Consider the following 25,489-nt stretch of genomic DNA (forward strand, 5'->3'; position numbering starts at 1 on the left):
GGCGGTCATGCCAAATGACGGTCCGTCATGTCAGGCCTCGCCTCCTCCGAAGATCGGTATGCAGCCTTCCGCCACAGCGCCTTCCTGCGCTTCTGGATCGCACGGTTCCTTACGACCTTCTGCACCCAGATCGTTTCGGTTGCGGTCGGCTGGCAGATCTATGACCTGACGCGCGACCCGTTCGACCTCGGCATTGTCGGCATCGTCCAGTTCCTGCCATCTCTCCTGCTGGTGCTCGTAACGGGCGCGATCGCCGACCGTTTCGGACGCAGGCTCATCATGGGCCTGTCCTCGCTGCTCGAAGCCGCATGCGCCCTCGCCATCCTGCTGCTGACCTGGCACGGCCTGACGAATCCGATGCCGATATTCGCTGTCCTGTTCGTCTTTGGCGTCGCCCGTGCCTTCTTCGGGCCGTCGGCCGCTTCGCTCGTGGCGAACCTCGTGCCGCCTAAGGAATTTGCCAACGCAATCGCCTGGACATCCTCGGCATGGCAGACGGCAACCATTGTCGGGCCGGTTGCGGGCGGCCTCCTTTACGGCGTATCGGCGCTCGCCGCTTATGGAACCGCTGCGGTGTTCATGTCCCTGGCGGGGTTCCTCGTCCTTTCCATACCGCGCCCGGCGCAGCGCAGCGAGACCGACAAGCCGACATTGCACACGCTGCTCGCCGGGTTCCGCTTCATCTGGAGCGAAAAGGTCGTGCTGGGCGCCATCTCGCTCGACCTGTTTGCGGTGCTGCTGTCGGGTGCGGTGGCTTTGCTTCCTGTCTATGCGCGGGACATTCTGGATCTCGGCCCATGGGGGCTCGGCCTGTTGCGCGCGGCCCCCGGCATCGGCGCCATCTTTGTCGCGCTGTGGCTCACGTCACATCCGATCAGGGACCATGCGGGCGCGATCATGCTCTTCTTCGTCGGCCTCTTTGGCGCTTTCACGGTCCTGTTCGGACTGTCAACCGTGACCTGGCTTTCGATCTTTGCGCTCGCCATGCTTGGCGCGACGGACATGGTCAGCGTCTATGTGCGCGAAACGCTTATCCAGCTCTGGACGCCGGACGAGGTGCGCGGGCGGGTCAATGCGGTCAACATGGTCTTTGTCGGCGCATCGAACGAGCTTGGCGAGTTCCGCGCCGGGACCATGGCGGCGTTGATCGGACCGGTTGCCGCCGTCGTGGCCGGTGGTGTCGGCGCCGTCGGCGTCGCCGCCATCTGGTTTGCCTTATTTCCCTCGCTCGCGAAGGTCAGGCATCTCGATCGGCGTAGCTGATCGCCTTCGGCTTTCGGGCCGGGGTGCCGAATACCTGTTCGAGAAACCCCGTCAGCCAGCGCTTCAGGTGCATGTCCCAGATCATCCGGCCTCCCAGATGGTCGTGGCCCGGTTGTGCGCCCGGAAGCTCGAAGCGGTGCGCGCCGCGCACCACCCAGCGCTGCATCATCACACGCGTAAGTTCGGCGTGGAACTGAATGCCCCAGGCGTTCTCGCCATAGCGGAAGGCCTGATTGGTATAGGTGTCCGATGTCGCGAGCAGCGTTGCTCCAACGGGAAGCGAAAAACCTTCGCGATGGAACTGGTAGACCATTTCAGGCCAGTCCATCAGCTCCTTGCCCTCGTCGGTGGGGCGCAAGGGATACCATCCGATCTCGACCAGTCCATCCTGATGGCCCTCGACCTTTCCGCCGAGATGATTGACCAGCATTTGCGCGCCGAGGCAGATGCCGAGAAACGGCTTGTTTTCCTTCAGGGGAACGGACAGCCAGTTCGTCTCGCGCACAACGAATTCGTCGGTATCGTTGGCCGACATCGGGCCGCCGAACACTACCGCTCCGGTGTGGTTTTCAAGCGTGTCGGGCAATGGCTCGCCCAGCGGCGGACGGCGGATGTCGAGATCGAAGCCTTCCTGGAGGAGCAGGTGGCCGACCCTGCCTGGGCTGGAGGTTTCCTGGTGCAGAACGATGAGGATCTTTGGACGCTGCTTTTCCATCATTCGTCTTCGAGCGTTCTCCTCGTTGCAGCCCGCTGCTCGGCTGCCTCCTGGCGCGCCGTGATCCGGTCGCGGCGGTCGACGCCGATCAGCTCTGCAATGCGCCACAACGTATTGTCCTCAAGCTCATGCACCTCGCCGTCTGCATAGACGACGTCCCAGAGCATCCGCACGAAATGAATGCGCTGCTGTTCATCGAGATGGCGCTTCAGCACGCTTGTGAATGTGTAGAGGTCGATGGCTTCTGCGTCGGCCTTCTCACCAGCCGCGACGAGGCGGTCCAGCTCGGCCTGCTCAAGCCCGTACTGCTCGGCGAGCAGGACCTTGATGCGGTCCCACTCGACATCCTGTCTGATCCCGTCAGCGTTCATGACATGATAGAGAAGGGCGGCGGCGGCAACGCGCGGATCGTCGTCGCGTGATGCGCCCGAGGCGCCTGAAAGGGGCAGGTCTTTCAGGAATGCCATCATTCGTTCAAGCATCGATCCGCCAATCTCCTGCCTGTTCTTCAATTCTGCAATAGGTCCTGAGCGATTGCGAGTTGCAGGAGCTGCGCGAGTTCCCGCGCGGCGCGGTTCTGGGCATCGATTTCGGCCCGCATCTCGCCAAAAGATTGGCGCGGCACGTCGAACGACGACATAATATGGCGCGAACCGCGCCCGATGACGACGCCGTCCTGGTTCCGGGTGAGCACATAGGAACCCGTCAGCGTGATGGTCGCGGCGGTTGGCTCGTTTTCACCCCGCGTGACCTGCCGCATCGCCGCAGCCTCGCGTATGGAGGTTACTCTCAGGTTCAGGGAATAGAGCGGGCTTGCGGGCTCACCCTGCCCACCGCCGAACAGGAAAATCAGCCTGTTGCGCACCTCCTGCCCATATCGCGTCTGCACGGGCTTGATGGCGATGGAGGCCAGTTCCGTCCGCGTGCTGGACGGCACGCCCGCCGCCGGAGCGCTGTCCGAATAGAGCGGGCGGACTGTGCAGGCCGACAGGAATGCGGCAAACAAAGCGAGCGCTGCGAGTGAGGCTGTGCGTTTCGATCTCAACAGGACTTCCCCATTCGCTGCGCCGGCTCAGGCGACGACGTTGACGATGCGCTGCGGAACCACAATGACCTTGCGCGGCGGCTTGCCGTCAAGTGCTCTGACAACCGCGTCGAGCGCGAGCGCGGCCTTTTCGACGGCAGCTTGGTCCGCGTCGCGGGCGATTGTCAAATCCCCTCGCTTCTTGCCGTTGATCTGGACGGGATAGACGATCTCGTTGTCAACCGTCAGCGCCGGGTCGAACGCAGGCCAGTGCTGCTCGGCGACGAAGCCTTCGCCGCCCAGTGCGGCCCAGCATTCTTCGGCCAGATGCGGCATCATCGGCGCAATCAGCACGCACAGCATTTCCAGCGTCTGTCGGCATGCGCGGCGCGTTGCGTCGTCGGCCTTGCCCGTGGCGATGGCGGCGAGTGCCGGCTGGAGCGCATTCACCAGTTCGTAGAGGCGGGCGACGGCCTTGTTGAAGGCCAGTTTCTCAATGTCCTCTCCGATCAGCTTGACCGTCTTGTGGGCGGCCTTGGAGATGGTCAGCGCTTCGCCGTCGGTTCCCGCAGCGGGTTTGACGCCGGTCAGGCCCTCCGCCGTTTCCGAGACCAGCCGCCATATGCGCTGCACGAAACGATGCGCCCCTTCGACGCCGGCCTCGGTCCAGATCACGTCGCGCTCGGGCGGCGAATCGGACAGCATGAAGAAACGCGCCGTGTCCGCGCCGTAGCTTGCGAGAATGTCGTCGGGATCGACCACATTCTTCTTCGACTTTGACATTTTCTCGATTGCGCCGATCTCGACCGGCGCGCCGTTCGACAAGAGGGTGGCGCTGCGCACGCCGTCCGTATCCACGAGCCGGATTTCGGCGGGCGTGACCCAGCCGTCCGGGCCGCGATAGGTTTCGTGCACCACCATGCCCTGCGTGAACATGCCCTCGAACGGCTCTTCGATGGCGTTCAAATGGCCGGTGGCCTTCATCGCGCGGGTGAAGAAACGGGAATAGAGCAGATGCAGGATCGCATGCTCGATGCCGCCGATATACTGGTTCACCGGCAGCCAGCCATTCTTGCCGTCGACCACGGAAAGCGTGGTCGGCTCCGTCTCGTTCCACGGATCGGTGAAGCGGGCGAAATACCACGACGAATCCACGAATGTGTCCATCGTGTCGGTGTCGCGCCGCGCTGCCTTGCCGCATTTCGGGCAGGTCGCGTGCTTCCATGTCGGGTGATGATCCAGCGGATTGCCGGGCTTGTCGAAGCTGACATCCTGCGGCAGTTCGACGGGAAGCTGGTTCGCCGGCACCGGCACCGAGCCGCAATCGTCGCAATGGATGACCGGTATCGGGCAACCCCAATAGCGCTGGCGCGAGATCAGCCAGTCGCGCAGGCGAAACTGCACCTTGCGCTCGGCCATCGGGCGGTTGCCGATGGGGATCGCGGCCAGCCGGCTGGCGATGTCGTTGAACGCGTCGGCGGGTTTCATGCCGTCGAGGAAGCGTGAATTGATCATCACGCCATCGTCGGTATAGGCCGTATCGGTGATGCGGAAAGCAGCTTCGTCCGCGCCCTCCGGCATGACGACAGGAACGACCGGCAGGTCGTACTTGTTGGCAAAATCGAGGTCGCGCTGGTCGCCTGAAGGGCATCCGAAGATCGCACCCGTGCCATAGTCCATCAGCACGAAATTGGCGACATAGACGGGCAGCGTCCAGTCCGGATCGAAGGGATGCACAACGCGGATGCCTGTGTCGAAGCCCTGCTTCTCGGCGGTTTCGATCTCGACGGCCGATGTGCCGCTGCGCTTGATGTCATCTATGAAGGCGGCGAGCACCGGATTGGTGGCGGCAGCCTTCTTCGCCAGCGGATGGTCGGCGGCAATCGCCATGAAGGACGCGCCAAAAATCGTGTCGGGCCGCGTCGTATAGACTTCCAGCTCGCTTTCGCTCTCCGGTGCGGTGTCCTTCGCCAGTGGCCAGCGGATCAGCAGCCCCTCGGAGCGCCCGATCCAGTTCGCCTGCATCAGCTTCACCTTTTCCGGCCAGCGGTCCAGCGTGTCGAGGCTGTCCAGCAACTCCTGGCTCATTGAGGTGATCTTGAAGAACCATTGTGTCAGGTCGCGCTGTTCGACCGGCGCGCCGGAGCGCCAGCCCCGGCCATCGATCACCTGTTCGTTGGCAAGCACCGTCATGTCCACCGGGTCCCAGTTGACCTTGGCGGATTTGCGCTCCACCAGCCCGGCCTTCCAGAAATCCAGGAACATCTTCTGCTGGTGCTTGTAATAGCTCGCGTCGCAGGTCGCGATTTCGCGCGCCCAGTCGAGCGACAGGCCCATGGTCTTCAACTGGCTGCGCATGGTCGCGATATTGGCGTAGGTCCAGTCGCGCGGGTTCACCTTGTTGTCGCGCGCGGCGTTTTCGGCGGGCAGGCCGAACGCGTCCCAACCCATCGGATGCAGCACGTTGAAGCCGTTCGCGCGGCGATAGCGCGCCACCACGTCGCCCATCGCATAGTTGCGCACATGGCCCATGTGGATGCGCCCGGACGGGTAGGGGAACATCTCAAGCACGTAGTATTTCGGGCGCGGATCGTCGTTGTTTGTTTCGAACAGCCTGGCTTCGGCCCAGGCCTTCTGCCATTTCGGTTCGGATGCGCGCGGATTGTATCGTTCGGTTGCCATGGCCGGAAATTTACATAAAAGACGGTGATTGCGCCGCATTCGTGCGGCCAGCTTCGATCCGGGTCTTCACCACGCTTTGGACGAAGCGTCAACCTCAAGCGGCTTTGCCGGGAATTTTTGGTATGACTGACGCTGTTGCGCAACTTGAGGCGGTCCGGACGCGGATCGCAAAGGCGGAGCGGCTTGCGAACCGAGACGCCGGTTCCGTGCAGCTCGTCGCCGTGTCCAAGACCTTTGATGCCGACGCGGTGCGTCCGGTGATCGAGGCCAGCCAGCGCGTGTTCGGTGAAAACCGCGTGCAGGAGGCTCAAGGGAAATGGCCGGGGTTGAAGGCGACGTTTCCCGACATCGAACTGCATTTGATTGGCCCGCTTCAGTCCAACAAGGCGAAGGAGGCCGTGGCGTTGTTCGACGTGATCGAAACGGTGGATCGCGAGAAGATCGCTGCGGAGATTGCGAAGGAAATCGGCAGGCAGGGCCGCGCGCCGCGCCTCTATTTGCAGGTCAATACCGGGCTTGAAGATCAGAAGGCCGGCATCGATCCCCGCGAAGCGGCGGCTTTCGTTGCGCGCTGCCGCGAGGTGCATGGCCTCGCCATCGAAGGGCTGATGTGCATTCCGCCGGTCGAGGAAAACCCCGGTCCGCATTTCGCGCTTCTGGCGAAGATCGCGGGCGAGGCGGGCGTCGGCAAGCTCTCGATGGGCATGTCGGGCGATTTCGAAACCGCCATCGCCTTTGGCGCGACCAGTGTGAGAGTGGGCAGCGCGATCTTCGGAAGCCGCTGATCGCGCTGCCGCTGCTCGGTCGAAAGTCTTGCAATGCCGGTGCCGCCCCTCATCCGCCTGCCGGCACCTTCTCCCCGTCCTGACGGGGAGAAGGAGGATAGTCGCCGGCGCTGACGCCCCCCTCTCCCCGCGAGCGGGGAGAGGGCAAGGGTGAGGGGCAAGCGCGGATATTGCCGTGCTTTTCCCGACTAGACAGCGATCTTGCCGCCGCCCTGCTTGGTGATGGCCACGACTGCCGGACGCACCGGCATGTCAGGCTTGAAGTCCGGCCAGCGGGTCGACGGATCCTCATAGTAGGAGGGCCGGCCAAAACCTTCCCAGTCCTGCCCGCCGTCGCCCGGATGCTGGACGGCCACGAAAGCGGTCTGGTCGTCGGGCGCGAAAAGCGGGCCGCACATTTCCGCTCCGACGGGCACGCGGAAGAACAGCTTGGAAGTAGCCCGTGCGGAACCTTCGGTATCGACTGCCCACAGCCCGTCGGTACGACCCGTTTCCTTTGGTGAGTTGCCATCGGTGGCGACCCACAGGCGACCGGCGGCATCGACCGCGCAATTGTCCGGCATGCCGAACCAGCCACTGACCGTGGTGTCAGTCGAGAAAGTCGCGCCGACATCGGCGACTGAGGGATCACCGCATTTCAGCAGCACTTCCCACTTGCCTTTGGTCGCGGCGAAATTGCCGTCGTCCTCGGCGATTTCGATGATGTGGCCGAACGCGTTCTTGGCCCGGGGATTGGCTGCGTCCACCTGCTCGCCGGTGCGCTTGGTGTTGTTCGTCAGCATCACATAGACCTTGCCGTTGACGCCGTTCGGCTGGAGATCTTCCGGCCTGTCCATCGGCGTCGCGCCAAGCAGGTCGGCGGCGCGGCGCGTCTCGATCAGCACGTCCGCCTGGCTGGCGAAACCGTTCTCGGCAGTGAGCGGGCCTTCGCCGAAGGTCAGCGGCATCCATTCGACTGTGCCGTCCTCGTTGAAGCGCGCGGTGTAGAGCGTGCCCTCGTCGAGCAGGTCCAGATTGGCCGCGCGATCATTCGCGTTGAACGTACCCGTGGTCACGAACTTGTAGACATAGTCGAAGCGCTCGTCGTCGCCGAGATAGAACACCACGCGGCCATCCTTGGCGACGATGGATTCTGCCCCCTCATGCTTGAAGCGGCCCATTGCGGTGCGCTTCTTCGGGGCGGAATTCGGATCGGACACATCGACCTCGACGATCCAGCCGAAGCGGTTCGGCTCGTTCGGCTCCTTGCCGATGTCGAAGCGCTCGTAATGCGCGCCCCATTCATAGGCGCCCTCGGGAATGCCGAGACGCTTGTAGTTCGCTGCTTCGGGGTGATCCGCCGGAAGTTCGCCCATGAAATAGCCGTGGATGTTCTCTTCGGCCATGACATAGGTGCCCCAGGGCGTCACGCCCCCGGCGCAATTGTTGACCGTGCCGAACACCCTGGTTCCGCTCGGATCGGCGGCGGTCTTGAGCCGGTCGCTGCCTGCCGCCGGACCATGGATCGACATTTCGGTCGTCGAGGTGATGCGGCGGTTGAGCGCGCCGTCCAGCACCGGCTGCCATTTGCCGTCCACCTTGCGGATTTCCACGACGGTGCCGCCATGCGCGGCCATCTCGATATCGACCTGCTGCTTGCTGAGCGGCTTCTGCTCGAGTTCCTTCTTGCCTCCCTTTTCTACCACCGTGACGAGGCCGGCGAACATCAGGTGCGGATTGGTATATTCGTGGTTGACCACGAGAAGGCCATGCTCGGCTGAACCGTCGATCGGAATGTAGCCGACATAGTCGTTGTTGTAGCCGAACTGGCGGCCTTGAGCCTCGGCGCTCTGGTTGGCCGGGTCGAACGCGGGGGCGTCGGCAAAGAGCGGGTCGCCCCAGCGCAGCAGGATGTCCGCGTCATATCCGGCTGCGACGTGATGCTTTTCATCGACACCGGCTTCCACCTCGTCGAACTTGAACGCCGAACCGCTCTCCGCACGTGCCTCATCGGCGAGAAACAGCGCCGCCGGGCTGACCGTTGCCGCAATGGCCGATACGGCGAGCGAGCCTTTGAGCAGCCCGCGCCGCGAAAAACGCGCGGCGATGATCTCGCCCATCGTTCGGTTGCTGGTGGGGTTGTGCCCCGGGCCTTCGTTTTCCTCGAGCAGGCTTGTTCGGAAAGGGGATTCGCTGGACATAGATGCCTCCGGCTGTCTGGCTAGGGTCAGGACCTGTTGATTTGAACGAAATGGCACCTGAAACGGCAAGAAGATGCGAGGAGAAGCGCGAAGGTCGATGGGGTTCCATCGTCCGAGCGGTTCGACGCGGCAGCTTGCAGCCGTTTCGGTGTCCTTCGGATGTGGCCCATCCGGTCCGCAACTTCGTCGCAAGGAACTCGAAAATGCTCACATTTCCTTCGTCCTTGCTCCTCGTATCGGACCGGATGGCCTCACACCATTTCGTCCAAATCAACAGGTCCTGACCCTGGGTTGGGATCACCGCCTTTCTATGGCCAGTTGGTGACAGCCGGGTGACGATTGGCAAGCCGACTTTTTGGACGATCCTCAGTTCACCAGAAACTCCCCGTTGACGTTGCGCCACTCGTTCGGCGCGATCAGGCGGCGATGCGTATAACTCACCGAATGCAGCGGCCCCTCCAGCCTTTCGCGCCAGAATTCGATGAAGCGGACGAGCACCGGAAAGCGCGGCGCGATGTCGTAGTCCTGCCAGACGAAGGTTTGAAGAAGATGCGGATGGTCGGGGTAGTGATAGAGTATTTTCGCGGTCGTCAGCCCATAGCCCTTCAGCATCAGATCCGTTTCGGCATGCGCTTGCATTAACCCACCTCGTGCTTCGTTGCTCCGGTCCTCCCGATGCAAAGAGTGATGCAGGACAGATGAACGGTCTATTGAAATTTCTGTTGCAGCGCGAAAATTTTACGTGAAATCAGTATGTTGGCAGCATAGGAGGACGGCTGCTGATTTTGCCGGCGGCTCAGTGCGTCAGGCCGCCACACGAATCCAACGTCTAATGTTGTTGTTGGCCTCATCCTGATAATAGACTGCCGGTCAAAGGCCGTGTTTGCGCGCGGAGCACCGCGATTTTCGGGAGGGAAGCCAATGTCGGAAGGACAGGTCTACAAGGTCAAGGCTGCGTGGAAGAAGAATGCGCTGGTCGACAACGAAACCTATCTCAAATGGTACGCGGAGAGCGTGAAGAACCCCGATAAATTCTGGGGCAAGCACGGCAAGCGCATCGACTGGTTCAAGCCTTTCACAAAGGTCAAGAACACCAGCTTCAAGGGCAAGGTCTCGATCAAGTGGTTCGAGGACGGGATCACCAACGTCTCCTACAATTGCATCGACCGCCACCTGAAGAAGCGGGGAAACCAGGTCGCCATCATCTGGGAAGGCGACAATCCCTATGACGACAAGAAGATCACCTACAACGAACTCCATGAGCATGTCTGCCGTCTCGCCAATGTGATGAAGAAGCATGGCGTGAAGCGGGGCGACCGTGTCACGATCTACATGCCGATGATACCCGAGGCGGCCTATGCGATGCTGGCCTGCACGCGTATCGGCGCGATCCATTCGATCGTGTTCGGCGGCTTCTCGCCCGACGCGCTGGCGGGGCGCATCGTCGATTGCGAATCGACCTTCGTCATCACCGCCGACGAGGGCCTGCGCGGCGGGCGCACCATTCCGCTGAAGGAAAACACCGACAAGGCCATCGACCTTGCGGCCAAGCAATATGTCATGGTCAAGAACGTGCTGGTGGTGCGCCGCACCGGCGGCAAGATCGGCTGGGCGAACGGTCGCGACATGTGGTACCACGACGAAATCCAGACCGTGGACGCCAAGTGCGTGCCGGAACGGATGAAGGCGGAAGACCCGCTTTTCATCCTCTATACGTCCGGCTCGACGGGCAAGCCGAAAGGCGTGCTGCACACCACGGGCGGCTATCTCGTCTTTGCCTCGATGACGCATCAATATGTGTTCGACTATCATGACGGCGACGTCTACTGGTGCACCGCCGATGTCGGCTGGGTCACGGGCCACAGCTATATCGTGTACGGCCCGCTGGCGAACGGCGCGACGACGCTGATGTTCGAGGGCGTGCCCAATTATCCAAGCCAGTCGCGCTTCTGGGACGTTGTGGACAAGCACAAGGTCAACATCTTCTACACCGCGCCCACCGCGATCCGCGCGCTGATGGGCGCTGGCGACGGCCCGGTGAAAAAGACCTCGCGCAAGTCGCTGCGCGTGCTGGGCTCGGTCGGCGAGCCGATCAACCCGGAAGCCTGGGAATGGTATTACAATGTGGTCGGCGAGGGGCGCATCCCGATCGTCGATACCTGGTGGCAGACGGAAACCGGCGGCATCCTGATTACGCCGCTGCCCGGCGCGACGAACCTCAAGCCCGGTTCGGCAACGCGGCCCTTCTTTGGTGTGCAGCCGCAACTGGTGGACAATGAAGGCAAGGTGCTGGAGGGCGCAGCCGACGGCAATCTCTGCATCGTCGATTCCTGGCCGGGGCAGATGCGCACCGTCTATGGGGACCATGAGCGTTTCGTGCAGACCTATTTCTCGACCTACAAGGGCAAGTACTTTACCGGCGACGGCTGCCGTCGCGACAAGGACGGCTACTACTGGATCACGGGTCGCGTCGATGACGTGATTAACGTATCCGGCCATCGCATGGGCACGGCGGAAGTCGAGTCCGCGCTGGTCAGCCATGACAAGGTGTCCGAGGCGGCGGTGGTCGGCTATCCGCACGACATCAAGGGGCAGGGCATTTACTGCTACGTGACGCTGATGGCGGGCGTGGACGGCTCGGAGGACCTGCGCAAGGAACTGGTGACGCATGTGCGCAAGGAAATCGGCGCAATTGCTTCGCCCGACAAGATCCAGTTCGCGCCGGGCCTGCCGAAAACCCGCTCCGGCAAGATCATGCGGCGCATCCTTCGCAAGATCGCCGAGGACGATTTCGGTGCGTTGGGCGATACGTCGACGCTTGCCGATCCGGCGGTCGTGGATGATTTGATCGAGAACCGGCAGAACAAGAGGTAGGCCATAGCTTACCCCTCATCCGCCTGCCGGCACCTTCTCCCACAGGGGGAGAAGGACAATGGCAACAACGTCTCGCACTTCCTGCAAAGTCGGCGATTGAAGCCGGCGCGGACGACCCCCCTTCTCCCCCTGTGGGAGAAGGTGCCGGCAGGCGGATGAGGGGTGCTCGGAAAGGCGTCGTCAATGCCTGAAATGCCGGAAGCCGGTGAACACCATTGCGATGCCATGTTCATCGGCGGCGGCGATCACTTCCTCGTCGCGCATGGAGCCGCCCGGCTGGATGACGGCGGTGGCGCCTGCCTCGACGGCCGCGAGCAGACCGTCCGCGAAGGGAAAGAACGCATCCGACGCGACGACCGAGCCTTTGGTCAGGACCTCGCCCGATCCGGCGGCGTCGGCCGCATCCTGCGCCTTGCGTGCGGCAATACGCGATGAATCCACGCGGCTCATCTGCCCTGCGCCGACGCCGACGGTCGCACCGTCCTTCACATAGACAATGGCGTTCGACTTCACGTGCTTGGCGACCCGGAACGCGAATTTCAGGTCCTGCATCTCGCGTTCCGTCGGCGCGCGCTTCGTTACGACCTTTAGCTCCATGTCGTCCACCACCGCATTGTCGCGGCCCTGCACAAGCAGGCCGGCGGCGACCGACCTGACCGTCTGGCTGGCCGCGCGGGGGTCCGGCAATCCCCCGGTAACCAGCAGGCGCAGGTTCTTCTTCGCCGCGACGATGGCCGCCGCCTCGTCAGTCGCGGAAGGCGCGATAATGACTTCCGTGAACACCTTGACGATCGCTTCGGCGGCTTCAGCGTCAAGCTGGCGATTGAGCGCTACGATCCCGCCGAACGCCGACACCGGATCGCAGGCGAGCGCCTTTTCATAGGCCTCGGCAAGCGTTTCGCCGGTCGCCACGCCGCAGGGGTTCGCATGCTTGATGATGGCAACCGCCGCCGTGCGCGCCGGGTCGAACTCGGCCACAAGTTCGAAGGCCGCGTCCGTGTCGTTGATGTTGTTGTAGGAAAGCTGCTTGCCCTGGAGCTGCCTTGCGGTCGCGACGCCCGGGCGTACATCCCCGGTGAGGTAAAGCCCGGCGCTCTGGTGGGGGTTTTCGCCATAGCGCATCACCGATTCGAGATGCCCCCCGAATGCCCGCCATGTGGGATGCTCGATTTCCAGCGCCTCGGCGAACCAGCCGGAAATCGCCGCGTCATAGGCGGCGGTGCGGGCGAACGCCTTGGCGGCCAGCTTCTTGCGAAATTCGTAGGTCAGGCTGCCCGCGTTGAGTTCCAGCGCGTTCTGTACCGATGCGTAGTCCTCGGGATCGGTGACGATGGCGACATAGGCGTGGTTCTTCGCGGAGGCGCGCACCATCGCGGGACCGCCAATGTCGATGTTCTCGACGATGGACGGATAGTCCGCGCCGGAGCGGCGCACCTCCTCGAACGGATAAAGATTCACCACCACGAGATCGATGGGCGCTATGCCGTGCTGCTCCATGGCGGCGACATGCTCCGCATCGTCGCGGATGCCGAGCAGCGCGCCATGCACGGAAGGATGAAGCGTCTTGACGCGGCCGTCCATGATCTCGGGAAAGCCGGTCAGTTGCGAAACGTCGGTGACGGTCACGCCCGCCGCCGCCAGCGCCTTGGCGGTGCCGCCCGTCGAAACCAGCTCGACCCCGGCGTGGAAGAGCGCCCGGGCAAACGGTTCCAGCCCGGTCTTGTCGGACACGGAGATCAGTGCGCGGCGAATCGGGACAAGGTCGGGTGCGGGTATTTTCTTGGAGGCGACGGCCATGACAGCTTTCCCAATGCGGCGTTGGTTGCGGCCTAAACATAGGGGGCCGGGAAATCAAGGGCGCGCTGCGCGGGAATCCAGTGTTTCGCGCACCAGCCGCCAGCGGACGACGGGCGTCTTGGAAAGCAGCGTGAAAAGGACGATCTGCGCGGTGCGGCGCGCGCCACTCGAACTCGCGAAATAGACGGATTCCTCGATCATCGGGTGAACATCGGGCGAAAGGAAAACCCAGCATTCCCCGGAATGTCCCAGCAGGAAAACCTCGCCGCCGCTGCTTTTCTCGACCTTGATGTTGGGATGGACATGAAAGCGGATGGCGGCGAGGTCCTTGCCGTTGGCGAGGATCGTCATGCCGTCCGTTCCGGTAAACCTGTCCGTTCCGTCGAGCACATTGCCCTCGGCGGACAATTGCATTTCGCGTTCGTGGCGAATGCCGAACAACGGCTCATAAGCGTCGTGCGCGGCGATGAAACCATGCATACCCGGCGCGTCGATCCGCCTGCAGTCCACTTCGGTCGGGCCGCTGGTGAGCGGCGCGCCGACAATGCGCTGAACCAGCTTCGGGTGGATGAAGCGGGCCTGCGATGTCTCGTTCAGCGTCACCGTGGAATGGGCGGCGGTGGCGCGGGCGAGAGGTCGCAGTTCCGGCGGACCGTAATTGTCGACCCCGCAATTGACGATGAAGCACTGCCGTCCCGACGACATCTCGAAGGCGAGGCAGCCCGCATGCGCCGCAGTCGACAGCACGGAGGGCGGCGGCAGGCCGGTATCGGCGATCACCACGGTCTGGCCGAGTTCCAGCCTGTCGTAGCCCGAATGCGGCGCATGCAGCAGCGGCGCACCGGCGATGTCGTCATGACGCAGGATCGCGTTGACGCGTTCATAGACGGTGACGCCCATGCCGTTGAAGCGGGCAATGGAGCCGTCCGCGTGGCGAAAGAAGCGGACTGCGGGGATCATGCGGTCGATGCTGGCCAGAAGGCTTGCGGGCGGTTGCAGCGCCTGGCCGATATAGACCTGCCTCAGCGGCAGCAGGTCGGCCAGAAGCTCCAGCAGGGTCAGCGGATTGCGCGAGACGTGGCCGCCATCGGGCAGGATCTGGCGTTCGAGTTCGGCGTCGAGGCTGCGCACGGCGTTGCGTTGCGCGCCAGCGGACGCGGGGAGCGCAAGCGCTGAAAAGGCCAGAGCCACGCGGGCCCGCAGCCGCTCGCGCCCGGACGGCATTTCCGGCGCGGTCGCGCGCAGGTAGCGCACCTGCACCGCGACGCTTTTCAGGAACTGCCTGTTGAAATTCCTGTCCGGCCCGCCGAGCAACATCGAGGAATGCTGGAGCCAGGCGATGATCCGCTTGGCCACGGTGCCGGGTTCCCAGGCGACGCCGGAAATGCGGCTGCCATGCTGCCTGATCCAGTCGGAGACGAGCGCGCGCGCATTGGCCGAGGCCAGCTCGGTTCCGGCGGCGCGCAGATGGCGCAGCCAGCGAAAACCGTGAAGCGCCTTCAGCCAGCCGCGATTGGCGATCGTGAACTGGAACGGCGACACGCCGCCCGTGTCCACCACATTGCCCGAGAAGGGAAAGCGCCCGTAGTAGATTTCCTGCGCAAGGCTGGGGTCCGACAGGCGCAGGTCCGGCGGCACAAGGCGAAAGCGCTCCGGCGTGCGTCCGCTGAAGCGCCAGCGATACAGTGGTCCGGTGCGCAATCTGCGCTGCATCCTGCGCCAGAGCGCACCTGCAACCAGAGTTCCCGTATTGTGATTTCGGCCTGGTCTTTTGGCCAAGATCGAATCCCCGTTCCTCCGCGCCGCGAATTTAGAGTCTTATATCCAAACATGGAAGGCTTTCGAGAAAAGCGCTTGTCTAGGCAATGCGCCTGAACCGCGCGGCGAAAAACCCGTCCATGCCAGACAATGCGGGATCGCCGAGGTCGAGGTCGGCGGGCGCGGTGCGCAGCCACCCTTCGGCGGTCCTGAAAGCATCGGACCAGTCGAACTCTCCGGGCTCTACCGGATCGGCGCGGATGGCGTCGGCGCGGTCCCGCAGGAGCGCGGCGACCAGTTCCTCTCCTTCAAGCGGATCGAGCGAGCAGTTGGAGAATACGATGCGCCCGTCGGGTTTCAGCAGGTCGAGCGCCGCATCCAGCAATCTGCGCTGCACGCCCGCCAGCTTCGCGATGTCGGCTTCGGTCTTGGTCCACGGCACATCGGGATGCCTGCGCACCGTTCCGGTCGAGGAGCAGGGCGCGTCGAGGAGGATGGCGTCGAATGTCGCGCCGGGCTTCCACGATGCGATGTCTGCCTCGACCATATTGGCCGACAATCCCAGCCGGGCGAAGTTCGCTTCCAGACGGCGCAGCCTGTTGCGGGATGTATCGACCGCCGTCACCTTCGCACCCGCCAGCGCCAGTTGCGCGGTCTTGCCGCCGGGCGCGGCGCACAGGTCCGCCACCTCCAGCCCGGCTACGTCCACGAGCAGCCGCGCGGGAAGGCTTGCCGCCGTGTCCTGCACCCACCATTCGCCTTCCGCGAAGCCGGGCAGGTCGGTGACGGGGCCGCCCAGTTTGCCGATGCGTACTGAACCCGTGGGCAGTGCGATGCCGCCGAGCCGCTGCGCCCAGCCTTGGGCATCGGATTTGACGGTCAGGTCGAGCGGTGCTTCGACGCGATGCATGGCGAGGATTCGGCCCGCCTTTTCCGGGCCGTAGGCGTCGGCGAGCCGCTGCCTGAACCAGTCCGGCGCGTCGTCGGTGCGCGCCAGAACGGCGGGAAGCGCGCGCTCCTTGCGCCGCGCGATTTCGCGTAGCACCGCGTTGACAAGGTTGGCGAAGCGCGTCGTGCGGGGGTCGGATTTGGCATGGCTGACCGCAAGATCCACGGCGGCGCTGTCCGGCACGTCCAGAAACAGGATCTGCGCCGCGCCGACATGCAATATGTGCTGGAGCGCGCTGGCATTGCCCGGCAGCGGGCGCTCCAGCCGGGCCGCGATCAGTTCGGCGATGGTGACGCGGTGGCGCAATGCGGCGTTGAGGATCGCGCGCACCAGTGCGCGGTCGCGCATGTCGAGCGCGCGAAACTGCGGATGGCCGTGGTCATGATCCGTCAACCCGTCGAGCGAGGTGTGGGCGTCGATGACCGCCGCCAGCAGGCGGGCAGCCGCCATGCGCGCGGGCAGGCCGGGTGTTTCGGATGGTCGGGCGTCTGTCTTGCCGGGGCGGGATGCTTTCATTGCCGCCCCTTATCGCTCCGGCGGCGTCGAGGCAATCAGGACCAGCGGTCGTTGGGTTGTCCGCGCGGCTTGCCCCATGGCCCGGCAGTGTCGTCCTGCGCCTCGCTGGTCGCGCTGCCCCACGGGCCGGAAGGCTGCGGCGCGCCGCCCCAGGGTCCGGCATCGGGAGCCTGCGCGGTGGGAGCGGCTGTGCCCGGTTGCGCCATGTCCTCAAGCGCCCTGATGCGGTTTTCCACATTGGGATGCGTCGAGAACAGATTGTCCATCCGTTCTCCATGCAGCGGATTGTAGATGAACATGTGCGCCATGGCCGGGTTGCGCTCGGCGGGCGGGTTCTCGATGCGCTTCGCGGCCTGCGCGATCTTCGAAAGGGCTGAGGCCAGCGCAAGCGGATTGCCGCAAATCTGCGCGCCGCGCCGGTCGGCGGAATATTCGCGCGTGCGGCTGACCGCCATCTGCACCAGCATGGCGGCGAACGGCGCGACGATGATGGCGATGATCGTGCCGACCGCGCCGAGCGGATTGTTGTTGTCGCGGCTGCCTCCGAAAAACAGCGCATAGTTGCCGATCATCGAAATCGCGCCCGCAAGCGTGGCGGTGATCGTCATGGTCAGCGTATCGCGATGCTGGATGTGCGCCAGTTCGTGCGCCATGACCGCGCCGACCTCGTCGGCATTCAGCCTTTGCAGGAGCCCGGTGGTTGCGGCGACCGCCGCGTTCTGCGGATTGCGGCCCGTGGCGAATGCGTTGGGCTGCGGCTGGTCGATCAGGTAGACCTTCGGCATGGGCAGTCCGGCGCGCTGCGCGAGCTCAGCCACGATGGCGTAGAATTCGGGCGCGTTGCGCGCATCCACCTCCACCGCGCGGTTCATGCGCAGCACCAGCTTGTCCGCGTTCCAGTAGCTGAACAGGTTCATCGCGGCGGCGATGAAGAATGCGGTCATCATGCCGCCGCTTCCGCCGAGAACATAACCGACGCCCATGAAGAGCGCGGTAAGGACTGCGATCAGCATTGCCGTGCGGACGAGGTTCATCGAAAGCTCCCAAAATGCCGGTCGCACTTTGCGCCCATGCGGTCTATATGATGGTGGATCGATCCGACGGTTTCAATGACAAGTGCGCGATGACCGATAACGACAACGTCAGCCAAGAAAATGTGAAAGCGCCTTCCCGGCCATTGTGCGACACTGCGCGCCGCGCGCTCGCCGAGGCCGAGGAGCGGCGTCGCCTCTATCGTGAGGCCGAAGCGAAGGTTCCGGTCGAGAAGGGCGGACGCGGCGGTCTCGAACCGGGTCGGTATGGCGATTGGGAGATCAAAGGACTTACCACCGATTTCTGACGCGTTGCCGGAAGGCGGCGGAACTTCGTTTTCCCGAACGCGTTTGACATCAGCGAATCTCCTCAAAAAAGATTGGGACGCCGATGCTCATCCGCCTGGGTTACGAGATTGAAGTTGCCTGCGACAGCCCCATGCCACTCGTTTCGCTTCTGGAGATTCACCCGGAACGCCGCGGCGACATCAGGAGCGAGGCGCCTGTGGCCACGCGGCCAAATGTGAAGAGCGAAACCTATTCGGACCTCTACGGCAATATATGCCGCAGATTCCATGTTCCGGTCGGAGATTTCGCAATTCGCTACGATGCGCTGGTGAACGACAGCGGCGACACCGATGAGATCAATCCGCTGGCGCGGCAGATGCCGGTCGAAAAACTGCCGCCCGAGGCGCTCTCCTTCCTGCTTGGCAGCCGCTATTGCGAAACCGATCATCTGTCCGACCTCGCCTGGTCGACATTCGGCTCGGTGCCGGACGGCTGGGCGCGCGTGCAGGCGATCTGCGACTATGTCCACAATCGGCTGTCATTCGGCTACGGCTATGCCCGCTCGACGCGCACCGCCGCGCAGGCGCATGACGAACGCGTCGGCGTTTGCCGGGACTTTGCGCATCTGGCGATCACGCTGTGCCGCTGCATGAACATTCCGGCCCGCTATGTGAACGGCTATCTGGGCGACATAGGCGTGCCCGCCGATCCCGCGCCGATGGATTTCAGCGCGTGGTTCGAGGCCTTTCTCGACGGCAAATGGTACACCTTCGATGCGCGGCACAACATTCCTCGCATCGGGCGCGTGGTGATCGCGCGCGGTCGCGACGCAACCGACGTGCCGCTTCTCCACACATTCGGCCGCCATGAGCTGAAGCTGTTCAAGGTCTGGACCTATGAGGAAAAGGGCGTGCCAGCCGTCCAGATGCAGCAGCGGGTCGACCGGACCCAGACGGCACAGATACTCGCCTGATGTATCCGTTTGGGACAGATCGCCATGTTCGAATTTGGCACAAATTCGAGGGTGAGACGCATCCAGGCGGTGGCGGCGTGACCCCTCTCGCCGCAATGCGATAAATTCAACCCAATAAAATCATATACTTGCCGCTTCCCGACGCGGATTGGCACGGCGCGGCCCGAACTGGCCCGCAACATGCATTGTTATGTTCAACTGCGGTGAAGGCCGCAGGGGCGGGTGGGTACGCAGAGTAAGTAACTAGGGCCAGGTGAAGTCGCGCGTTTTTGGGGCAAATGGGGCGCGCTGACTACGGACCTAGCAAAGGGGCCGCTTCTTCCGACGGGGAGAAGCGGCCTCGCGTATTTTCGGGGGTGCGTTCAGGCTTTCGGGTTCGCAGCCGGATAGGGCGTCGGCAGCAGGACCAGCAGTCCTCCGACAAGGAAAATCAGGATCGTTGCCATGCCAAGATGCGTCGAACCGCTGAGCGCGGTGACGGTGGCGACCATGAATGGCGCAAGGAAACTGGTTGCGCGGCCCGCAAGCGCATAGATGCCGAAATAGCGGCCAGCCTCTTCGGGAGACACGCTGCGCGCCAGATAGGAGCGCGAGGACGCCTGCACCGGACCGAAGGCAATGCCGATCAGAAGGCCGTAGACGATATAGGCCTTTTCGGCGGGCGAACTGAAAAGTCCCTCGCCGCCCGTGCCCGAAAACCGGATCGCGCCGAACAGCGTGTAGTCGGTGCCCGTCGATACGATCCCGAGCGTCGCTGCCGCCAGCAGCACAATCGACACGAGCACGACCGCTTTCGATCCCAGCGCGGTGTCCAGCCGGCTGGCAACCAGGCAGCCGAAAATGGCGATCACGTTGAGGATGATTCCGAACAGGCCGATCTCGGTGATGGTCCAGCCGAACATTGCGGCGGCGAACACGCCGCCCAGCGCCAGCAATGCGTTGACGCCGTCCTGATAGATCATCCGCGCGATCAGGAACCGCAGGATTCCGCTTCGCCCGCGCACTTCACCCAGCGTCGATTTCAGTTCCGACAGGCCCTGCCGCACTGCCTTGCCGAGCGGCTTGCCGCGCGCGCCATCCGGCGTGAAAAGGAACATCGGCATGATGAATATGAAATACCACAGCGCCGAAATCGGCCCGGTGATCCGGGCGTCCTCACCCTGCGCCGGGTCGAGGCCGAACAGCGGTTTCATGCCGATGATCGTCGTGCCGGTCGTCGGTGATCCGGCAAGGCAGAGCACGACGAAGACCAGCACCACCATGCCGCCGAGATAGCCGAGGCCCCATGCGACATTGGAGATGCGCCCGATTTCGGCGGACGGCACGAGGCGCGGCATCATGGAGTCGTTGAAGACCGTGGAAAACTCGGCGGCGATGGACGCAAGCGAAAAGGCGAGCAGCACGGGCACCAGTGGCGAGCCGGGGGCGGCGAACCAGAGCATGGTGAGGCTTGCGATCTTGATCGCGGCAAAAAACGCGATCCACGGCTTGCGCCTGCCGGTCTCGTCGGCAATCGAGCCGAGCACGGGCGAAAGGATGGCGATCACGAAACCCGCCAGCGCAACGGCATAGCCCCACGCGGCCTGTCCCGTCACGGGATCGCTCGCCATGCGCGAGACGAAATACGGACCGAAGATGAAGGTGGTGACGACTGTAAAGAAGGGCTGGGCCGCCCAGTCGAACAGCATCCAGCCCCAGATGCCGGACCTGGTGGCCCGGCCGTCGGTCGGTGAAGCCATGCTTCCCCCCTCAGTGCCGGATCAGAGTCCGGTCAGGTCGCCCATCAACCCCGCCGCGACCGAAAGGCGGGACACCGTCAACTCGCTGCCTTCGGTCAGCGCCTGCAGGCGTTCGCGCAGGCGCGTGATCCTCTCGCCGCCCGCTTCGAGCCATGCGGCCACCGGCTCCGGCCTGTCTGCATAGCGCGTCAGCGCGGCGACAGCCATCCCCCGGCGCGCAGCGCTGGTCATGTCGATCGCGCGGGTCAGCGCCAGCCCCTCATAATAGTCGGCGGGCGCCAGCGCGCGCGCGGCATCCTCGATCCGCCCGACGCGGAATGCCTCCGTCAGCGTGAAATAGGCCTTCGCGGCCGCGTTGACGTCAGACTTCGCCTCCTTCGCGACAAGCGCGATGTCGGGAATGAGTTCGCCGACTTCAGTCAGCGAGATGCGCTCGGCCAGTTTCTCCGGAACGCCCGCGGCGATCCAGCTTTCGCGGCGCGCGGCGAGCCTGTCGCGGGAGAAATCCGGCAGCAGGGCGAAGAGCTTTGGCTCCAGCATGCGGCGCGCTTCCTGAAGCGCTGCGATCTGCGCGCCGATCGGCGAAAACTCGTCGCCGTTCTTGAGGTCCCAGGCGCTGGCCGTATGGATCAGCCGCCCCACGGTGGCGTAGAGGTCGAGCTGCAACTGCCCGTCGATGCGGTTGTCGAGCGCGTCGATCTCCTTGAACAGCGCTGGCAGGTGGAACCCGTCGCGCACCACCGCGAAGGCGCGGACGACCTCGCGCGCGCTGCGGCCCGAGGCTTCCTGCAATTTGGTGATGAACGAGGGGCCGCCGCGATTGATGACATCGTTTGCCAGCACGCGGGCGATGATCTCGCGCCGCAGCCGGTGCCCGTGAATGTCCTGATTGTATTTCTTTTCCATGCGATCCGGGAAATAGGCCATCAGGTCCCGGTCGAAATGGCCGTCATCCGGCACGTCGCTGGCAACGATCTCGGAAAACAGCACGATCTTCGCATAGGCGAGCAGCACGCCCAGTTCGGCGCGCGTCAGCGGTTCGTTGCGCGCCTCGCGTTCGGCCAGCGCAGTGGGCGAGGGCAGGTTCTCGACCGCGCGATCCAGCAGGCCGCGCCCCTCTAGAATGCTCATGAACCGCGCCTGATGGCCGAGGTCCAGCAGCCCGCGCTTGCGGGCGAGCGAAAGCGCAAGGGTCTGCTCGTAATTGTTGGCGAGCACCAGCCCGGCCACTTCCTCCGTCATTTCGGCGAGCAGGCGGTTTCGGGCCGGGCGCGTCAGCACATTGCGGCGCATCGCGCCCGCCAGCGCGATCTTGATGTTGACCTCCACGTCGGAGGAGTTCACGCCGCCCGAATTGTCGATGGCGTCGGAATTGCACGCCCCGCCCAGCAGGCCGTATTCGATGCGTGCGCGTTGCGTGACGCCGAGGTTCGCGCCTTCGCCGATGACCTTGACGCGCAGTTCGGCCGCCGTCACGCGGATGGCGTCGTTGGCGCGGTCCCCGACCTCCTGATTGGTTTCACCGGACGCGCGCACATAGGTGCCGATGCCGCCGAACCAAAGCAGATCCACATCGGCCTTGAGGATCGCGTTGAGGATTTCGGCGGGCGCGGCGACCATCTTGCCGAGCCCGATGGCGGCTGCGGCCTGTGCCGTGAGCGTCACCGATTTCTGGGCGCGCGAGATGACCATGCCGCCTTCCGAGAGCGCCGACCTGTCATAGTCCTGCCAGCTCGAACGCGGCAGCGCGAACATGCGCTTGCGCTCGGCGAAGGAAATCGCCGGGTTCGGATCGGGGTCGATGAAGATGTCGCGATGGTCGAAGGCCGCGATCAGCCTCGTCTGTTCGGACAACAGCATGCCGTTGCCGAACACGTCGCCCGACATGTCGCCGACGCCCACCACGGTGAAGGGGGAGGTCTGGATGTCCCGGTTCATCTCCCGGAAATGCCGCTTCACCGCTTCCCATGCGCCGCGCGCGGTAATGCCCATTTTCTTGTGGTCGTAGCCTGCCGAGCCGCCGGAGGCGAATGCGTCGTCCAGCCAGAAATGATGCGCGGCGCTGATGGCGTTGGCCGTGTCGGAGAAAGTCGCGGTGCCCTTGTCGGCCGCGACGACGAAATAGGGGTCGTCCGCATCGCGGCGCACGACATCCTTCGGCGGCACGATCTTGTTGCCGTCGAGATTGTCCGTGATGGACAGCAGGCTGGAGACAAAATTGATATAGGCGGAGGTGCCCGCCGCGAAGACCGCATCGCGCGAGCCGCCTGCCGGAAGCTGCTTGGGGAAGAAGCCGCCCTTCGCGCCGACCGGCACGATGACCGCATTCTTCACCTGCTGCGCCTTCACGAGGCCGAGCACTTCGGTCCGGTAGTCCTGCGCGCGGTCGGACCAGCGCAGGCCGCCGCGCGCGACGGGACCGAAACGCAGGTGCACGCCTTCGACCTCCGGGCCGTAGACAAAGATTTCGCGCCAGGGCCTCGGCTCGGGCAGCCCGTCAATGGCGCGCGGATCGAGCTTGATGGCGAGCGAACGCGGCTGACCCGGTTCGACCGGCGCAAAATGATTGGTGCGCAGCGATGCCTCGATGAGGTTCACATAGCGGCGGATGATGGTGTCGTCGTCGATGTTCGGAACATCGTCCAGCGCGTCCTTGATCTTGGCCTTGAGGTGGCGCGCGGTGACCTCGCCGTTCTTTTGCGACGGATCGAGATGCGCCACGAAGAGCGCGTGCAGCCCGCGCGAAATGTCCGGGTAGCGGTTCAGCGCGGCGGCGATGAAATCCTGGCTCTGCGGGATGCCCGCCTGCTGGAGGTAGCGCCCATAGGCGCGCAGGATGCCGAGTTCCGCCGGGTTCAGGCCCGCCGTCTGCGCCAGCGTGTTGTAGCCGTCATTGTCGGCCTCGCCGTGCCAGACCGAAAGGAACGTCTTTTCGAACAGCACGCCTTCGTCGGTCAGGTCGAGCGGCTTGCCGTAGGCGGTTTCGATCTGCATGTCGTGCACAAAGACCGGCGCCGCATTTTCATCAGCGACTTCGAAGGTGCGCTCGCTGATGACCCTGAACCCCATGTTTTCAAGCAGCGGGACGCGCCGGGACAGCGCCACGGGCGTGCCGAAATGATAGATCCTGAGCGACGCCTCTTCCGGCTTCTGGCCGGGCGCGCGGTAGAAATCGGTGGCGATGGCGTTCATCGCGTCGAGCGCGGCGATGCGGCGTGCATCGACAAGGGCCTCCGCCGGCGTGAAGCTGTTGCGGTAGCTCTCGGGGAAGCGGTTCGCCATGCCGACGAGGACCGCGTCCTCCTCCGAGCCGGTCGATGCTTCGCGCACGGAATCTTCCCATGTGCGCACGATGTCGCGGATGCCGGCCTCGATGGTCGCGGGGTCGATCTTCGGCGTCTTGCCGCCCGAACGCCCTATGATGAAATGGACGCGGGCAAGACCGCCCTCGGGGAAGGCCGGATAGTAGGCGGACAGCCGCCCGTCATAGATCGTCTTGAGGTAGGCGCCAATCTTCTCGCGCACATGCGAATCGTAGTGGTCGCGCGGCACGAACACGATGATCGAGACGAAGCGGTCGAACTGGTCCACCCGCACCAGCGCACGCACGCGGGGACGGTCGAGCAGGCCGAGGATCGCATCGGCATGCTTGCGCAGGATCGGGACGGGGATCTGGAACAGTTCGTCGCGAGGATAGGACTCCAGCACGTTGATCAGCGTCTTGCCGGAATGATCGGAGCGGTCGAAGCCCGATTTGGCGAGCACTGTCTCGGCCTTGGAGCGCAGATAGGGGATCTTCATCACCGAGCGCGTGTAGGCCGTCGAGGTGAACAGGCCGACGATGCGCAACTCGCCCGCCAGCGCGCCCTTGGCATTGAAAATCTTGACGCCGATATAGTCGAGATAGGCCCGGCGATGCACCGCCGACTTGGCGTTGGCCTTGGTCACGAGCAGCGGATCGGGGCCGTAGAGGAAGGCGCGCACCTCCTCGCTGGTCGTCGGACTGCTGTGCGTGTCGCGGCGCAGCACCACCACGTCGGGGTCCGAAAGGATGCCGAGGCCGGGTTCCTTGACGCGCGAAAGCGTACCGCTCTTTTCGGTTCCGGAATATTTGAACTCGCGCATGCCGAGGAATGTGAAATTCTCGTCGCGCAGCCATTCGAGGAAGGCAATCGCCTCGTCCACCGCATGCTTGTCGAGCGGCACCGGCGTGTAGCGGAACTGGGAGATCGCCTGGTCGAGCCGCGCCAGCATCGGCTTCCAGTCGCGCACCACGGCCCGGATCTGCCTGACCAGCCTGTCCAGTCTCTTGTCGAGTGCCTCGACCTGTTCGGCGCTCAGGCGGCTGACGTGAATGTGGATGACGCTGACCTTGTCGGCCCCATGGTCTGTCTTGAGTGCGGCTTCCGCCGCCAGCTTCTGGACGCCGTTCTTGCCGTGCTCGACCGTGAGCACCGGGTGGGTGACGAAATGCGGCTGGCCGGCGGCGTCGGTCACCTCGCCGAGAATGGAGTCGAACAGGAATGGCATGTTGTCGTTGACAACCGTCACCACCGTCAGCGGCTTGCCGTTGAGCGCGATGGCCGGATCGGTGTCGACTGAAACGATGCTGTCGCCCCTGCGATGGCGCAGAAGCGCCTGCTCGGCGAGTTCGGCCGCCCTGGCAAGCGCATTTTCATCATAAGGAGCAACGTCTTCCGGCGCAGCGCGGTCGAGAAGGTGCTTCGCGAATCCGGCGAGTCGACGTCGGGATGTTTCGCCCCCTGTTTTGCCCGGAGTGGGCTTGTTGCCGGTGCTTGCCTTGACCGATGTCGCTTTGTGCTTGGCGTCCATCGCTTCCCTCCCGTCCGTACAGTTGGCCTTGAACAGACCGATCGATAGCAGGCCCAGACCACATTTTTTTGTCTATGCTAGA

At 63.9% G+C, this 25,489-nt stretch carries 17 protein-coding genes; 5 read left to right on the plus strand and 12 right to left on the minus strand.

Going from position 1 to position 25,489, the window contains the following annotated elements; translation table 11 throughout:
• Positions 1-27: 27 nt before the first annotated feature.
• Positions 28-1,263 carry an MFS transporter gene (locus M9924_08900; GenBank protein MCO5064526.1) on the plus strand — a complete coding sequence of 412 codons (1,236 nt, stop codon included), beginning with the start codon at positions 28-30 and terminating at the stop codon, positions 1,261-1,263.
• Here the strand turns inward: M9924_08900 and M9924_08905 are convergent.
• Genes M9924_08905 through leuS form a run of 4 tightly spaced genes read right to left on the minus strand, consistent with a single transcriptional unit; the run spans position 1,238 to position 5,684 of the window.
• On the minus strand, positions 1,238-1,978 hold the full coding sequence (locus tag M9924_08905; protein MCO5064527.1) for a glutamine amidotransferase: 741 nt from the start codon (positions 1,976-1,978) through the stop codon (positions 1,238-1,240). The two genes, M9924_08900 and M9924_08905, sit on opposite strands and share 26 nt — an antisense overlap.
• Entirely contained in the window at positions 1,978-2,460 is a 483-nt protein-coding gene (locus M9924_08910; GenBank protein ID MCO5064528.1) for a TerB family tellurite resistance protein, read from the minus strand. Before M9924_08910 ends, M9924_08905 begins: the two co-directional genes overlap by 1 nt.
• A gap of 26 nt (positions 2,461-2,486) precedes the next feature.
• Positions 2,487-3,023: an LPS assembly lipoprotein LptE gene (gene lptE / locus M9924_08915; protein ID MCO5064529.1), complete on the minus strand. Its 537-nt coding sequence runs from the start codon at positions 3,021-3,023 to the stop codon at positions 2,487-2,489.
• 27 nt (positions 3,024-3,050) lie between these two features.
• Positions 3,051-5,684, minus strand: a complete 2,634-nt coding sequence (gene leuS, locus M9924_08920) for a leucine--tRNA ligase (protein ID MCO5064530.1) — start codon at positions 5,682-5,684, stop codon at positions 3,051-3,053.
• A 122-nt stretch (positions 5,685-5,806) separates the two neighbouring features.
• Here leuS and M9924_08925 point away from each other — a divergent pair, with 122 nt between their 5' ends.
• Positions 5,807-6,469, plus strand: a complete 663-nt coding sequence (locus M9924_08925; protein ID MCO5064531.1) for a YggS family pyridoxal phosphate-dependent enzyme — start codon at positions 5,807-5,809, stop codon at positions 6,467-6,469.
• 188 nt (positions 6,470-6,657) lie between these two features.
• Here M9924_08925 and M9924_08930 read toward each other — a convergent pair whose 3' ends face one another.
• Positions 6,658-8,649: a PhoX family phosphatase gene (locus M9924_08930; protein ID MCO5064532.1), complete on the minus strand. Its 1,992-nt coding sequence runs from the start codon at positions 8,647-8,649 to the stop codon at positions 6,658-6,660.
• Positions 8,650-9,015: 366 nt separating this feature from the next.
• Positions 9,016-9,288, minus strand: coding sequence for an usg protein (locus M9924_08935; GenBank protein ID MCO5064533.1), 273 nt, complete (start codon positions 9,286-9,288; stop codon positions 9,016-9,018).
• A 282-nt stretch (positions 9,289-9,570) separates the two neighbouring features.
• On the opposite strand from M9924_08935, the gene acs reads away from it, so the two are divergent.
• Entirely contained in the window at positions 9,571-11,523 is a 1,953-nt protein-coding gene (acs, locus tag M9924_08940; GenBank protein MCO5064534.1) for an acetate--CoA ligase, read from the plus strand.
• A gap of 180 nt (positions 11,524-11,703) precedes the next feature.
• On the opposite strand, the gene purH is transcribed toward acs, so the two are convergent.
• The 4 genes from purH to htpX form a co-directional block, all read right to left on the minus strand.
• A complete protein-coding gene (purH, locus tag M9924_08945) occupies positions 11,704-13,320 on the minus strand; it encodes a bifunctional phosphoribosylaminoimidazolecarboxamide formyltransferase/IMP cyclohydrolase (GenBank protein MCO5064535.1) in 1,617 nt (538 codons plus the stop codon).
• Positions 13,321-13,374: 54 nt separating this feature from the next.
• Positions 13,375-15,033 (minus strand): heparinase II/III family protein, encoded by a 1,659-nt coding sequence (locus M9924_08950; protein MCO5064536.1) that lies wholly within the window; start codon positions 15,031-15,033, stop codon positions 13,375-13,377.
• Between the two features lie 145 nt (positions 15,034-15,178).
• Complete coding sequence (locus M9924_08955; GenBank protein MCO5064537.1) at positions 15,179-16,543, minus strand: methyltransferase domain-containing protein; 1,365 nt, start codon at positions 16,541-16,543, stop codon at positions 15,179-15,181.
• 35 nt (positions 16,544-16,578) lie between these two features.
• Positions 16,579-17,577 carry a zinc metalloprotease HtpX gene (gene htpX, locus M9924_08960; GenBank protein ID MCO5064538.1) on the minus strand — a complete coding sequence of 333 codons (999 nt, stop codon included), beginning with the start codon at positions 17,575-17,577 and terminating at the stop codon, positions 16,579-16,581.
• Between the two features lie 89 nt (positions 17,578-17,666).
• Between htpX and M9924_08965 the strand changes: the two genes are divergently transcribed.
• On the plus strand, positions 17,667-17,882 hold the full coding sequence (locus M9924_08965; protein ID MCO5064539.1) for a DUF1674 domain-containing protein: 216 nt from the start codon (positions 17,667-17,669) through the stop codon (positions 17,880-17,882).
• A gap of 83 nt (positions 17,883-17,965) precedes the next feature.
• A complete protein-coding gene (locus tag M9924_08970) occupies positions 17,966-18,835 on the plus strand; it encodes a transglutaminase family protein (protein ID MCO5064540.1) in 870 nt (289 codons plus the stop codon).
• A 362-nt stretch (positions 18,836-19,197) separates the two neighbouring features.
• On the opposite strand, the gene M9924_08975 is transcribed toward M9924_08970, so the two are convergent.
• Positions 19,198-20,574: an MFS transporter gene (locus M9924_08975; protein ID MCO5064541.1), complete on the minus strand. Its 1,377-nt coding sequence runs from the start codon at positions 20,572-20,574 to the stop codon at positions 19,198-19,200.
• A gap of 21 nt (positions 20,575-20,595) precedes the next feature.
• The gene (locus M9924_08980) at positions 20,596-25,407 is read right to left on the minus strand and encodes an NAD-glutamate dehydrogenase (GenBank protein MCO5064542.1); all 4,812 of its coding nucleotides are present in this window, start codon (positions 25,405-25,407) and stop codon (positions 20,596-20,598) included.
• Positions 25,408-25,489: the final 82 nt, after the last annotated feature.

It is taken from the genome of Rhizobiaceae bacterium, from assembly GCA_023953835.1.
Classification (GTDB): Bacteria; Pseudomonadota; Alphaproteobacteria; order Rhizobiales; family Rhizobiaceae; genus Mesorhizobium_G.

Bases quoted from the DNA above. Each gene is read 5' to 3' on its own strand.
- M9924_08900 (MCO5064526.1), top strand. From the start codon at position 28: ATGTCAGGCCTCGCCTCCTCCGAAGATCGGTATGCAGCCTTCCGCCAC.
- M9924_08905 (MCO5064527.1), bottom strand. From the start codon at position 1,978: ATGGAAAAGCAGCGTCCAAAGATCCTCATCGTTCTGCACCAGGAAACC.
- M9924_08910 (MCO5064528.1), bottom strand. From the start codon at position 2,460: ATGCTTGAACGAATGATGGCATTCCTGAAAGACCTGCCCCTTTCAGGC.
- leuS (MCO5064530.1), bottom strand. From the start codon at position 5,684: ATGGCAACCGAACGATACAATCCGCGCGCATCCGAACCGAAATGGCAG.
- M9924_08925 (MCO5064531.1), top strand. From the start codon at position 5,807: ATGACTGACGCTGTTGCGCAACTTGAGGCGGTCCGGACGCGGATCGCA.
- M9924_08930 (MCO5064532.1), bottom strand. From the start codon at position 8,649: ATGTCCAGCGAATCCCCTTTCCGAACAAGCCTGCTCGAGGAAAACGAA.
- M9924_08935 (MCO5064533.1), bottom strand. From the start codon at position 9,288: ATGCAAGCGCATGCCGAAACGGATCTGATGCTGAAGGGCTATGGGCTG.
- acs (MCO5064534.1), top strand. From the start codon at position 9,571: ATGTCGGAAGGACAGGTCTACAAGGTCAAGGCTGCGTGGAAGAAGAAT.
- purH (MCO5064535.1), bottom strand. From the start codon at position 13,320: ATGGCCGTCGCCTCCAAGAAAATACCCGCACCCGACCTTGTCCCGATT.
- M9924_08950 (MCO5064536.1), bottom strand. From the start codon at position 15,033: ATGCAGCGCAGATTGCGCACCGGACCACTGTATCGCTGGCGCTTCAGC.
- M9924_08955 (MCO5064537.1), bottom strand. From the start codon at position 16,543: ATGAAAGCATCCCGCCCCGGCAAGACAGACGCCCGACCATCCGAAACA.
- htpX (MCO5064538.1), bottom strand. From the start codon at position 17,577: ATGAACCTCGTCCGCACGGCAATGCTGATCGCAGTCCTTACCGCGCTC.
- M9924_08965 (MCO5064539.1), top strand. From the start codon at position 17,667: ATGACCGATAACGACAACGTCAGCCAAGAAAATGTGAAAGCGCCTTCC.
- M9924_08970 (MCO5064540.1), top strand. From the start codon at position 17,966: ATGCTCATCCGCCTGGGTTACGAGATTGAAGTTGCCTGCGACAGCCCC.
- M9924_08975 (MCO5064541.1), bottom strand. From the start codon at position 20,574: ATGGCTTCACCGACCGACGGCCGGGCCACCAGGTCCGGCATCTGGGGC.
- M9924_08980 (MCO5064542.1), bottom strand. From the start codon at position 25,407: ATGGACGCCAAGCACAAAGCGACATCGGTCAAGGCAAGCACCGGCAAC.